This window comes from Marinomonas transparens (assembly GCF_016463975.1).
GTDB lineage: Bacteria > Pseudomonadota > Gammaproteobacteria > Pseudomonadales > Marinomonadaceae > Marinomonas > Marinomonas transparens.
In genome coordinates, this window is sequence record NZ_JAEMNX010000027.1 from 1 (window position 1) to 12,610 (window position 12,610).

Genomic DNA, 12,610 nt, shown 5'->3' on the forward strand with positions numbered 1-12,610 from the left:
AAGGTCGTAGGTTCGCTTTTAAATTTAGAAAAGTGCTCCCGCAACCGAGTAAAGTTCAAAGGTCGTAGGTTCGCTTTTAAATTTGGAAAAGTGCTCCAGCAACCGAGTAAATATCGTCATAAGTTAGATCAGTGTTATCTCTAAAGTATTTCCAGAATACTTAGTTGTCGCGGGATGGAGCAGTCTGGTAGCTCGTCGGGCTCATAACCCGAAGGTCGTAGGTTCGAATCCTGCTCCCGCAACCATTTCAATTACTTTTCTTTATTCTAGTTTTTCCGAAGATCGTAGGTTCGCTCTCTATTAAGAAAAGTGCTCCCGCAACCATTTCAATTGCTTATCTTTATTCTAATTTCCCCAAAGATCGTAGGTTTACTTTTTATTAAGAAAAGTGCTCCCGCAACCATTTCTTTTTATATCGTAGCTACTTCAATTATTGCCTTCTTTAGTTTCTAATCATCAAAAAAACATTGTAACTCTCTATCTCTATTTACAAACATTATCGTACTCAAGTGCAGGATTTCTATAATACTTAGTTGCTGCGGGATGGAGTAGTCTGGTAGCTCGTCGGGCTCATAAGCCGAAGGTCGTAGGTTCGCTTTCTATTAAGAAAAGTGCTCCCGCAATCAATCATTTTGAAGCCTTTTCTAAGTCCATTTGTCTTATGGCAGGTATAAAAAAACCGCACTTCATTAGAAGTACGGTTTTGTTGAAGCAGTCAGTGACAGGTTTAGCCTTTTATCACCATTACTGGGATATTAGCGAGTCCTAACACTTTATTGGCAATGGAGCCGACCATCATATGACCAACACGAGATTGTTTGTGGCTGGCCATGACAATGACATCAACCTTGCTATCTTTTGCTACGGATAAGATGGTCTCGGCAGGTTTACCTTCTATCACTTTTATCGTACAAGTCTCTGCGTCAATCGGTAATTCATCGCTAACAAAATCAATCAGTTTTTTGTGTACTTGCTTGACGGCTTTATCAAAGGTACCCGGTTTGAAATGCGAACCGACTATCGGCATTTGATAACCCGCTACCGCTGTTAGCAGAATTAAATTTCCATCCGGTTTCAAAAGATGCAGTGCGTTTTCTATCACCTTATCTGTGTAGCCTTTTTCAGCTAAATCAATAGGTACTAAGACAGTATTGTACATAGTAACCCCCTTATACGCTGGCGCTGAGTAGTGGGTTTGCTAAGCGACGTTGCTGTAGCTTACGAATCAAGAGCAATATTAAGATAGCAGGAATAAACACGAGCTCTTTTGGCGGGCGATCAGACTCGGCTTGAATGCCTTTAATTTGCCAACCAAAGTCGATACCGGCTTTTTCTGCGGCACTGCCAAAGTCCACATAATCCACTGTCCAAATACCATCGGTTAAACTCATATTAAGGCCTAAAGACTGCAATCTTTGCATGCCATTACCGGTAGCTTGAGTAAGCTGTAATGGAATGGTTTTATTGACTTCATCCCCTTCCAGTGTCATGCCTTCAACTTGCAGTTGAATAAAGCCACCATTATCAAGTGCTTCTACTTGCTCGATCAAAGCACTGGCAGGTAATTGTGTTTTGGGCTCATAAACCATATCCCACCAAAAACCGGGTCGGAATAAAGAAAATGCGATGAGCACTAAGACCAAGGATTCCCACAGTTTACTCTTTACTAACCAATAACCTTGGGTGCCTGCAGAGAACACCAGAATCGCCACAATGGCGCTCGCAATGGTTAGGATGAGGTCGAAGATAGAACTGATACCTATCAATAGCAGCTGTGTATTGTAGATAAACATAAAGGGCAAAATAGCCGTTCGAATATCGTAAATAAAGCCTTGGATGCCGGTTTTTATTGGGTCATCACCACTGATGGCCGCCGCCGCAAAGGCGGCTAACCCCACGGGGGGGGTGTCATCGGCGAGAATACCAAAATAAAATACGAATAGATGCACGGCAATAAGCGGTACTACCAGTCCATTTTCAGCACCAAGGGACACGATAACTGGTGCCATTAGCGTAGAAACAACGATGTAATTCGCTGTTGTCGGTAGTCCCATACCCAGTACGATACAAATGATAGCGGTGAAGATTAGAATTAGGATCAGATTACCGCCGGAAATAAATTCCACAAACTCCGTCATCATTTGACCAAGGCCGGTCAGTGTCACAGTACCCACGATAATACCCGCAGCCGCTGTGGCAATACCGATACCGACCATGTTACGCGAGCTGGTAATCATGCCATCGATAAATTCATGCCAGCAGACTTTGAACTGTGCCGACCAATTTTGCTCGTTTCTAAACCAAGCTTTAATCGGTCTATGGGTCAGTACCACAGCAATTAAGAAAACCACTGAGTAAAATGCCGATTGTTGTGGTGAATATTGCTTAACCGCTAATGCCCATAATAGGACAACGATAGGTAGAGCAAAGTACAAGCCAGAAAATACCGTAGGGCGTGTTTCTGGTAGCTCTTCCAGAGAAATACTGGCTTCATCACTGGCAAGGTCTGGATAGATGGCAGAGAGCTTAACCAAGGCAAAGTAGGCGGCAATCATCACGGCTAGCATAGCGACAGGGGCTATGTTACCCATGGTTGCTTCTAATAGCATGGAGCCGTAATACACCAGTAAACCGAGCACCAACATAATGACGGAGGTGCTCATCCACGACAGCATACGTTGTGCAAACGTTGGTTTCTCTAGGCGTTCGATGCCTTTCATATTCAATTTCAAGGCTTCTAAATGAACGATATAAACCAAAGCGATATAGGAAATAATAGAGGGCAAAATAGCGTGTTTGATGACTTCAATGTAAGGAATGCCTACGTATTCCACCATTAAAAATGCTGCCGCACCCATGATTGGCGGTGTTAGTTGGCCATTTGTTGATGCTGCTACTTCAATCGCGCCTGCTTTCGTACCAGGGAAGCCCACACGCTTCATCAAGGGAATCGTAAAGGTCCCTGTGGTGACCACGTTAGCAATAGACGAACCGGAAATGATACCGCTCAAACCTGATGCGACAACGGCGGCTTTTGCTGGTCCGCCACGCATGTGTCCTAATAATGAAAAAGACACTTTAATTAGATAATTACCTGCACCGGCTTTATCTAGCAGGGAGCCCAGTAAGACAAATAAGAAGACAAAAGCCGTTGATACCCCTATCGCGACACCAAATACGCCTTCTGTGGTGATCCATTGGTGTGAGGCTACCTTATTCAAGCTAGCACCCTTATGGGAGATCACCTCAGGCATATATTGACCGGCAAAGGTAAAGGTCAGAAATACCATAGCGACCACAACCAGTGGTGGACCAAGGGCTCGACGAGTGGCTTCGAGTAATGCCAAAACACCCACAACGGCAACACTGACATCAAGTGTTGTCGGTGCGCCCATGCGGGTGGCAAGTTCATTGCGAAAAACGAGTAAATAGAGGCAGGTAGCCGAGGCTGCTAGCGCCAAAAAAATGTCCAAAGCAGAAGCCGAACTTTTGCTGGATTTATTGGTGGCGGGGAATAGGAAAAACGCTAAAAAGGTCGCAAAGGCTAAATGTATGTACTTCGCTTGGTCTTCATTGAAGGCGGCAAAATTGAATAAAAAGGGTAGAGGAGAGGCATACCAAAGTTGAAATGCGGCCCAAGCAATCAGCACGGTAGTTACTATGGTTGCCATTTTGCCATTAAATTGTCGGCTACCAGTTTCTGAGCTTAAAAACTCATCAGCAACACTGGCGGTAGGCTCATGATCTGAGTCGGATACATGTTTTGAGTTCATAGAGAAAGTCCTATGGCGAATACGGAAAAATACAGGGGCCATTAAGCCCCTGCTATCTCAATATAAGTTCATGAAGCAATTCTGCTTACTTACATTAAGCCCGCTTCTTTATAGTACTTAACTGCACCAGGATGTAGTGGAGCACTTAGGCCATCTTTGACCATTTCTTCTTTTTTCAAGTGAGCGAAAGCGGGGTGTAATTTTTTGAAGGTATCAAAATTTTCAAACACGGCTTTAACCACATTGTAGATAAGGTCATCAGACACTTTCGCTGAGCTGACGAATGTTGCGCCCACACCGAAAGTTTTAACATCATTTGGTGAGCCTGTGTACATGCCACCAGGAATCATTGCTGTACGATAGAAAGAATTATCGTTAACCAATGCATTCACTTCCTTACCTGATACTTCAACAATGACACTGTCACAGGAGGTTGTGGCTTCTTTGATTGAACCACTTGGATGGCCAACGACATAGACCATGGCATCGATTTTATTATCACAAAGTGCTTTAGACTGCTCAGAGGCTTTTAGCTCAGAGGCCAGAGCAAAGTCATTCATGGTCCAGCCGTATTGCTTCATCAACACTTCAATCGTACCGCGTTGGCCAGAACCCGCATTACCTACGTTGACACGTTTGCCTTTTAAATCATCGAAAGACTTAATGCCTGAATCGGCACGGGCAACCACGGTAAAGGGTTCTGGATGAATGGAGAAAACAGCACGAAGGTCTTTAAATGCGCCTCTATCAGCAAATTTACTGGTACCGTTATAAGCGTGATATTGCCAATCAGACTGGGCAACCCCCATGTCTAATTCACCTTCACGAATGGTGTTGATGTTGTAGATAGAGCCGCCTGTACTTTCAACACTACAGCGAATACCGTGCTCTTTACGAGACGCATTAACCAAACGGCAAATAGAGCCCCCCGTCGGATAATACACACCGGTTACACCGCCTGTGCCTATGGTTATAAATTCTTGAGCTTGTACGGATGTAGAAGCTAATGCAGCCAAACTAGCACCGAGAATTATGGATTTGATATTCTTCATTAGAGCGATTCCTTTGTTATTAGTATCAAAAGTTTGTGGGTAGGCTGATAATGCGGCCTTGCCGTTATTATATAGTTCAATATTGTGACTATTGCTATTAACTGGGCCTTAGCCCATTTTAAAAAAGTGACGAAATGTGTCGGCATCCATCGTCTCTGTTTTTAATTTTTGCGCCAGTTCTTTGACTAAAGAAAGCACCTGGTCTGCGTTACTAGTGGCTACCACCCCAGACTGGGTATAAATATTGTTTTCAAAACCTATGCGGACATCACCGCCTAGTTCAGCGGCTTGTAGCAGGCAGTCTTGTTCTTTTCGTCCAAAAGCACACACTGCCCAGCGAACCGTTAGTTGCTTAATTAAGGGTAAAAAAGGAATGAGATCTTTAGGGTCTGATTCTTGTTTTTCATGGTAACGACCTAATACCAACAACAGATGATGCTTGTTCTCTGGCAATAATCCACGAGCTTTTAGATCCAAGTAATAAGCAAGTTGTTCAGGTGAGTAAATAATGTATTGAGCAATAATGTTTTGCTCTGCTACCCAATGGAAAAAATCGCTGGCTTGCTGTTCAAAGCTTGGCTCTGGAATGAGTTCAGCTAGGGCAAAAGAGGCGGCTTCTGGTACGAGTGCTTTAATTAAGGCCATTTGTTGTTCTGGTTTATATAACCCTACGGCTTCAGTGGTAAGTTGTACTATGACCCTGTTGCCAAGCCTCTCTTTTACGGCTTTCAGAATCGCTGCGTTGTCATCAATGTCGAGTGAATGTTGTCCGTCTAAGGTACGTGCATGGAGGTGAACCATTCCTGCACCAGCAGCCACACAGGCAGCGACTTCTTCGGCCATTTCTTCTGGTGTGATGGGTAAATTAGGGTGGTCTGCTTTGGTTTTGCGGGCACCATTGGGGGCTACGATAACCAAGCGTTGTTTTTGTACCATTAATACCTTCCTTCTTTAAATAAGGTTTGTGTAATGGTGTCGACGCTATGAAAGAGTTTCTCGGTGAGTTCATCAATTTGCGCATCACTAATAATAAAAGGAGGCGCTAATAAAACATGGTGGCCGTTTTTACCATCTATTGTGCCGGACATGGGATAACATATTAACCCTAGCTCCATGGCCTTTGCCTTGATTTGACTGTCTAATTTAGAACAGGCTGAAAAGGGCTTTTTGCTATCGCGATCAGCGACAATCTCCAAAGCTCGAAATAGACCTCGACCACGGACATCGCCCACAAACGGATGGTTTTTAAAGCATTCGCTTAAACGGTTTTGTAATATTTCTCCTGCTTGTTGAACTCGAGGTAAAAGCGCTTCTTGTTCAAATGCATTGATGACAGCTAAGGCACCTGCTATAGCAGTGGCGTGGCCCATATAAGTATGACCATGTTGGAAAAAACCAGAACCTTGAGAAATAGTATTATGGATTTCGCTGGAGGCAATCATAGCGCCAATTGGCTGATAGCCTGCGCCTAAGCCCTTGGCAATGGTGACTATGTCTGCTTGAATGTCTTCTTGTTCATGGGCGAAAAGCGTTCCTGTTCGGCCCATTCCACACATGACTTCATCAAGGATCAGTAATATGCCGTATTGGTCACAAATTTCTCTAATGCGTTTGAAGTAGCCTTCTTCCGCAGTAACTGCACCCGCTGTGGCGCCCACAACCGGTTCAGCAATGAAAGCAATAACGGTTTCTGGCCCAACCTCTAATAAACGCGTTTCTAGCTCATTAGCCATACGTTGACCATAGTCAAAAGCACTTTCGGATGCGTCTTTACCGTGATAAGCAAAGCAAGCAGATATGTGTTCGGTTGGCATTAACAGTGGCGCAAATGGTTTGCGGCGAAGCTCGTTACCACCTACCGCGAGAGCACCTAGTGTATTGCCGTGATAGCTTTGCTTGCGTGAAATAAATTGCGAGCGTTGTAACTCACCTTTTTCTACAAAGTATTGTCGAGCTAATTTTAGAGCAGATTCTACGGCTTCAGATCCCCCCGTTAAAAAATACACATGATTAAGATCACCCGGCGCAGCATGGGTTAGCTTTTCAGATAACTCTATGGCTTTTTCTGTATTGAAGAAACCGGTGTGGGCATAGGCCAGTTGGTCAATTTGTTGGTGCAGAGCAGCACGTACGACTGGATGGCTGTGACCTAAGCAAGAGACCGCCGCACCGCCACTGGCATCGAGATAGCTCTTACCTGTTTGATCGTAGATATAGACTCCTTCACCTTTAACGGCAATTGGGAGTTCTGAATGGCAATGACGTTGGAAAATATGATGCATCTTGACCGCATGTTGATAGTTATCAGGGGGATGTTGTCACCATAAAGTGTCTTTACAGGAGGCAACAAACGATATATTTTCAGCCCCTATGAGAAAAAGTAATGGGGTAATCTGTGTCGACAAAACTTCCACCGCTTAACGCATTAAAAGTATTTGAAGTCGCGGCTCGAAAATTGAGTTTCTCTCAGACGGCGATTGAGTTGTGTGTGACTCAAGGGGCGGTAAGTAAACAAATCAAAACGCTTGAAGAATATTTGCAGCTGGCCTTGTTTGATAGAACACCCACTGGGTTGCAGCTCACTGATGCGGGTAAGTTTTATTTGCCGACCATTATGGAGGCATTGGAGCAGATCCATAGTAGTACAGTGGGTCTTCAGCAGTTTTCCGCAGAGACACAACATTTGACCTTAAATATTTCGCCTTCTTTATCCAGTTTATGGATGATCCCGCGTTTAAATTTGTTAAATCAAACCTTCCCTTCGCTCAGGCTTAATATTGTTTCTGGAGACGGGGCCTATCAGTTTCATCAGGCCAGTGCAGATGTAGCGATTCGGTGTTTGCCGATGTCATTGAGTCATCAGAATGCCACCTTGCTCAAGAAGGAAACTCTGCTTCCTGTTATCCATAAAGATCTGTTGGTATATACGCCAATCAATGAGCCAAATGATTTTTTTAAGCATTATTTAATTCACCCAACAACGCGTCCGCAATTGTGGCAACAATGTCTTAGCAGTGTGTTATCGAGTGAAAAAAGAGAGCGTGTTTTAAAGTCGCATCATGCCTTTGAGCACTTTTTTATGTCGCTAGAAGCGGTAAAGCAGAAGCAGGGGATAGCTTTGATTCCCGAGTTTTTAGTCGCCGATTTACTGGACGATAGCGAGCTTATCAATCCATTAGGCTTCAAGTATGAAAGTGGTTATGGCTATTACTTTTTAACACCATCCTACCGACAACAAAATACGCTTATTAAACAGCTGTATGAATGGTTTGACGACAATTTAGAAGCGTGAAACCAAACTGAAATTGAATGTTAGAAGGAGGGGGAGCACCTGTATTTAACTACCTTACTCGTCATTGTTTTTTTGTAACTATGCTCTCATTTGGGGCGTTTTAAATATTTTGTACACTATTTGATCGCCTTAACTCGTTATTATGACTCGTTTTTTCTTATTTACTTAATGTTACACACTTATGTCAAGAATATGGAAATCCCAATTGACATTAATTCTCATATGATAATAATAGCCGCTATTATTCGTATCTGCGTTATTGGTCTATTTATTATCGAGGAGATAAACAAGTGCAACAAGGTTTTAATACGAGCTCGTTAGAAGTTAAAGACAGTCTTAGCCGTCGTCACCCTATGATGTTAACAGGAATTGCCTTGGCGGTTTCGGCTGCATTGGCAGGGCAGGTTAATGCTGCGGAAGAGACAAAATTAGACACGTTGGTAATAGATGGATCTGAATTGGCAAGTGATGCAAACCCTTATTCAGAAGTGGGTGCGCCGTATAAAGCGAAGAAGATGTCTGATGCAAAATACACTCGTGATATTGCAGAGACGCCAAAAACCATGACGGTTTTAACGAAAGATTCGATTGAAGAGTCTGGTAAAACAGATTTAGAGAGCATTCTGAGCGCTCAACCTGGCATTACATTGGGCACAGGTGAAGGTGGTAACTCGTTTGGTGACCGTTACATTATCCGTGGTTATGAAGCACGCAGTGATGTCTATACTGACGGTTTGCGTGAGCCGGGTTTGATTTCTCGTGAAACCTTTGCTCTTGAGCAAGTAGAAATTTCTAAAGGCCCAAGCTCTACTTTTGGTGGTCGTGGTACCACGGGCGGTGCGGTTAACTCAGTGACCAAAAAACCGTCTTATGATGAAGATTTCTCTATTGTCAGCGGTACTCTTGGTACAGACAACAAGCAACGCTATACATTAGATACTAACAAAGCCATTAATGATGAAGTGGCCGTGCGTTTTAACGCACTTTATTCAGAAGCGGATATTCCTGACCGTGTAGAAGATGCGGTTCAACATGAAGGTTTCTTGTTATCTGGTGTTTACGAGCCGAATGCGGATGTGACCATCAATGCAGATTATTACTACTTCCGAGCGGATGATAAGCAAGATGTTGGTTATTCAATGTCTAATAGCACAGGTGTAGTAAGGAAGTCTCAATATGTTGGGCAAAAAGGTCTGGATTTTGATAAGAGTGAAGCAGATATAGCGACCATTAAAATTAATGCATATCTTGCTGATAATTTGCGAGTAGAAAACAAACTTCGCTACGGTGAAACTAAGAATGATTATATTATCTCTGCTGTGCAGGGAGCCTCGTCATTTACGGCATTTAATGGCTGGCAAGAAAATGAATATGTAGGTAACCAAACTAACTTTATTTGGGATACTAATTTATTCGGTAAGCGAAATACCATCGTGACAGGTGTTGAATACGCCAATGAAAAAACACGCACTCAAGATGGTCGAAATGCAACGGGTGCTTATTTTGTGACGGGTTTGCCAATCACAGTCGATCCACTGAATGCAGATAATAATGTATGGCAAGGTACTGTTACGCGAAATAATGAAGCTAAAAATAAGCTTAAGCTTAAAACTTTGTCAGTGTATTTCATGGATACTGTAACCTTATCAGATGACTGGGAGGTTCATGGTGGAATACGTTACGATCATTTTGACTATGATGCTGATGCAATATTACGAGATGAGAATAATGATCGAACGCTTCAAAATGTTAAGTTTAATGATGGACTATGGAATGGTCATTTTGGTGCTGTTTTCTCGCCATGGGAACATGGTAATGTTTATGCGACTTGGTCTACGTCATCTAACATAAATGGTGGTGAGGCTGACTCTCTTTCTGGTTGTGGTTATGGTGGTATCTGTGGTGATGCTAATAGGACGAATTATGACAAGGCTGAACCTGAGCAGACAACCAATATAGAATTAGGGACAAAATGGAATTTGATGGATCATAAGTTGCTTCTTACCGCAGCCGCATTTCAAATCACAAAAGATAAAGTGATTGAAGGCGGTGCAGATTCATATTCATCAGCAGGTTCTCTTAATTCAGGCAAAAACCGAGTGCAAGGTGTTGAATTTGGGTTGTCGGGTAATCTTACTGATAAACTAAGCGGACAAGCAGGTCTGGCTTTGATGAAGTCTAAAACACTCAAGTCTTTTGAAGCCGAGAATGTTGGGAAACCTAAAGCCAACTTTGCAGATCAAAGTTTTAATGCTCAAATAAAATATCAATTTACACCTAAATTTGCGTTTGGGGCTGTGGCTACTTACTCAAGTGAAATTATTGGTGGTCAACCTGATGAAGGAACAGATTCTGATCATAAAGTAAGAGCACCTTCATATACTGTGTATGATGCATTCGCGACTTACCAAGTGAATAAGAAACTTGATATCCAAGCTAATATACAGAATCTAGCCGACAAAGAATATTACACAGCGATTTATCGTAGGGGTAACTTTGTTTACCTAGGTGAAGGTCGTTCAGCTAGCGTGACGGCAAAATATAAGTTTTAATACTTATATTGAGCACTAACTAAAACGCAATCAGGAGTGATCCTGATTGCGTTTGTCTGTTTTTATTGAGGAAAAATATGTTAATCACTGTATCAAATGTTTTGTCTGAGCATGAGCTTAAGCAGTACCGACAACATTTGAGTGATATGGAATGGCAAGAAGGCGCGCTAAGTGCTGGTGGTCAGGCGTTGCAGGTAAAGCAGAACCAACAGCTTGATCCAGAGAGTAAGCTAACTCAGCAGCTAGGCGACCATATTTTGCAGGTGTTGTCGGAAACCGCTAAGTTTGTCGCGGCGGCCTTACCTCTGAAAATCTCTCCTCCCATGTTTAATTGTTATCAAAATGGCGGTCATTATGGCTGGCACGTTGATAATGCCATTCGTATTATTCCCGGCACACCAGTTAGACTGAGAACCGATTTATCGGCGACGATTTTTTTGAATGATCCAAGTGAATACGAAGGTGGTGAGTTGTGTATTAAAGATACATACGGAGAGCACCAAGTAAAATTACAGGCTGGGGATATGGTGTTGTATCCGTCGACCAGTTTGCATCAGGTTTTACCGGTTACCAAAGGTCAGCGACTGGCCAGTTTTCTATGGATTGAGAGCATGGTGCGAGACCACGAACAACGTGAAATTTTATTCGACCTTGATCAAACTATTCAAGCGTTAGGCACTGAGCAGGGCTTAGATCACCCTCAAGTGGTGACCTTAACAACCTTATATCACCGTCTTATTCGACTACATGTAGATACCTAAATGACTGCTTCTGTTATTCCTAATGACGCTCTGTGTGTTGCAGATTACCAACGTCTTGCCAAACAGGTATTGCCTCATTCTATTTATGAGTACATTTATGGCGGTGGTGGTGATGAACTGACGCTTAAGAAAAACCGTTCTGCATTAGACGCTATTCAACTTTGGCCTAGGGTATTGAATGATGTGACTCAAGGTAGCACAGCAACCACTGTGCTGGGTGAGTCTTGGCGTTCGCCTATCATGTTGGCACCAGTTGCCTTTCAAACCATGGCCCATGAAGAAGGCGAGATCGCCACGGCGCAAGCGGCAAGTGCATTAGAAGTCGGCATGATGGTGAGTACCTTGGCAAGTCATTCCATTGAAGAGATTAGTGAGCAGTTAACCAGCCCTAAATGGTTTCAGTTGTATTGGCAGTTGGATCGTGATTTTAACTTGGAATTGGTTCGTCGTGCGGAAAACGCCGGTTATACGGCGCTAGTGGTCACGGTTGATTCCGCCATTCATGGCATTCGTAACCGAGCACAAAGGGCGAATTTTGCCCTGCCAGATGGCATTGAGGCCGTAAATCTGGCGAATCGCCCCCCCTTACCGTCCAATGCTTTTACCCCAGATCAAAGTATTGTTTTTCAAGGCATGATGAGTGAAGCGCCCAATTGGGAAGATATCGCTTGGCTTATACAGCAAACTGACTTGCCTGTGGTGATAAAGGGGATTTTACATCCTGCTGATGCCCTTAAGGCGAAAGCAATAGGGGCGCAAGGTGTGGTGATCTCCAATCATGGTGGTCGAACATTAGATTGTGTGCCGAGTGCGATTGAAGTCTTGCCGAGCATTCGTCAAGCGGTAGGGGATAACTTTACTTTATTGATGGATGGCGGTATCCAACGTGGTACCGATGTGTTCAAAGCGATTGCGCTGGGTGCTGATGCGGTATTAATTGGCCGACCACAAATTTATGCCTTGGCCGTAGCTGGGGCGGCAGGTGTTGCCCATATGTTACGAATTCTGCGAGAAGAATTAGAAGTATCGATGGCATTGGCGGGGACGGCTCGCATTGAAGATATGACACCAGCGGCATTATTTAAAAGTCGTTAATGTAGGGCTTTAGGTAAAGCTAGAAATAAAAATACCCGCCTCTGTGGAGGCGGATATTTTTTTGTTCAGACAAAGGTTTTATCAA

Annotated in this window: 9 protein-coding genes and 2 tRNA genes; 6 read left to right on the top strand and 5 right to left on the bottom strand. The window is 43.4% G+C overall.

Annotated features, from left to right (window positions below):
• Positions 1–168 precede the first annotated feature (168 nt).
• Both I8J31_RS18005 and I8J31_RS18010 read left to right on the top strand, forming a co-directional pair.
• Positions 169–245 (top strand) — tRNA-Met (locus tag I8J31_RS18005).
• 292 nt (positions 246–537) lie between these two features.
• Positions 538–623 (top strand) — tRNA-Met (locus I8J31_RS18010).
• 104 nt (positions 624–727) lie between these two features.
• On the opposite strand, the gene I8J31_RS18015 is transcribed toward I8J31_RS18010, so the two are convergent.
• The 5 genes from I8J31_RS18015 to I8J31_RS18035 form a co-directional block, all read right to left on the bottom strand.
• On the bottom strand, positions 728–1,159 hold the full coding sequence (locus I8J31_RS18015) for a universal stress protein (RefSeq protein ID WP_199469972.1): 432 nt from the start codon (positions 1,157–1,159) through the stop codon (positions 728–730).
• Between the two features lie 10 nt (positions 1,160–1,169).
• Positions 1,170–3,773: a TRAP transporter permease gene (locus I8J31_RS18020; protein WP_199469973.1), complete on the bottom strand. Its 2,604-nt coding sequence runs from the start codon at positions 3,771–3,773 to the stop codon at positions 1,170–1,172.
• Positions 3,774–3,862: 89 nt separating this feature from the next.
• The gene (locus I8J31_RS18025) at positions 3,863–4,825 is read right to left on the bottom strand and encodes a TAXI family TRAP transporter solute-binding subunit (RefSeq protein ID WP_199469974.1); all 963 of its coding nucleotides are present in this window, start codon (positions 4,823–4,825) and stop codon (positions 3,863–3,865) included.
• 108 nt (positions 4,826–4,933) lie between these two features.
• A complete protein-coding gene (locus I8J31_RS18030; protein ID WP_199469975.1) occupies positions 4,934–5,761 on the bottom strand; it encodes a beta-keto acid cleavage family enzyme in 828 nt (275 codons plus the stop codon).
• Complete coding sequence (locus I8J31_RS18035) at positions 5,761–7,107, bottom strand: aspartate aminotransferase family protein (RefSeq protein WP_199469976.1); 1,347 nt, start codon at positions 7,105–7,107, stop codon at positions 5,761–5,763. The genes I8J31_RS18030 and I8J31_RS18035 overlap by 1 nt, the downstream gene beginning before the upstream one ends.
• 113 nt (positions 7,108–7,220) lie before the next feature.
• On the opposite strand from I8J31_RS18035, the gene I8J31_RS18040 reads away from it, so the two are divergent.
• The 4 genes from I8J31_RS18040 to I8J31_RS18055 all read left to right on the top strand — a co-directional run bounded on the left by I8J31_RS18040 (position 7,221) and on the right by I8J31_RS18055 (position 12,525).
• Positions 7,221–8,117 (top strand): LysR substrate-binding domain-containing protein, encoded by an 897-nt coding sequence (locus I8J31_RS18040; protein WP_199469977.1) that lies wholly within the window; start codon positions 7,221–7,223, stop codon positions 8,115–8,117.
• A gap of 290 nt (positions 8,118–8,407) precedes the next feature.
• Positions 8,408–10,669, top strand: coding sequence for a TonB-dependent receptor (locus I8J31_RS18045; RefSeq protein ID WP_199469978.1), 2,262 nt, complete (start codon positions 8,408–8,410; stop codon positions 10,667–10,669).
• Between the two features lie 77 nt (positions 10,670–10,746).
• Positions 10,747–11,430, top strand: a complete 684-nt coding sequence (locus tag I8J31_RS18050; RefSeq protein ID WP_199469979.1) for a Fe2+-dependent dioxygenase — start codon at positions 10,747–10,749, stop codon at positions 11,428–11,430.
• A complete protein-coding gene (locus I8J31_RS18055; RefSeq protein WP_199469980.1) occupies positions 11,431–12,525 on the top strand; it encodes an alpha-hydroxy acid oxidase in 1,095 nt (364 codons plus the stop codon).
• Positions 12,526–12,610 lie beyond the last annotated feature (85 nt).

Coding starts and splice junctions, on each gene's coding strand:
- I8J31_RS18015 (WP_199469972.1), bottom strand. CDS start 1,159: ATGTACAATACTGTCTTAGTACCTATTGATTTAGCTGAAAAAGGCTAC.
- I8J31_RS18020 (WP_199469973.1), bottom strand. CDS start 3,773: ATGAACTCAAAACATGTATCCGACTCAGATCATGAGCCTACCGCCAGT.
- I8J31_RS18025 (WP_199469974.1), bottom strand. CDS start 4,825: ATGAAGAATATCAAATCCATAATTCTCGGTGCTAGTTTGGCTGCATTA.
- I8J31_RS18030 (WP_199469975.1), bottom strand. CDS start 5,761: ATGGTACAAAAACAACGCTTGGTTATCGTAGCCCCCAATGGTGCCCGC.
- I8J31_RS18035 (WP_199469976.1), bottom strand. CDS start 7,107: ATGCATCATATTTTCCAACGTCATTGCCATTCAGAACTCCCAATTGCC.
- I8J31_RS18050 (WP_199469979.1), top strand. CDS start 10,747: ATGTTAATCACTGTATCAAATGTTTTGTCTGAGCATGAGCTTAAGCAG.
- I8J31_RS18055 (WP_199469980.1), top strand. CDS start 11,431: ATGACTGCTTCTGTTATTCCTAATGACGCTCTGTGTGTTGCAGATTAC.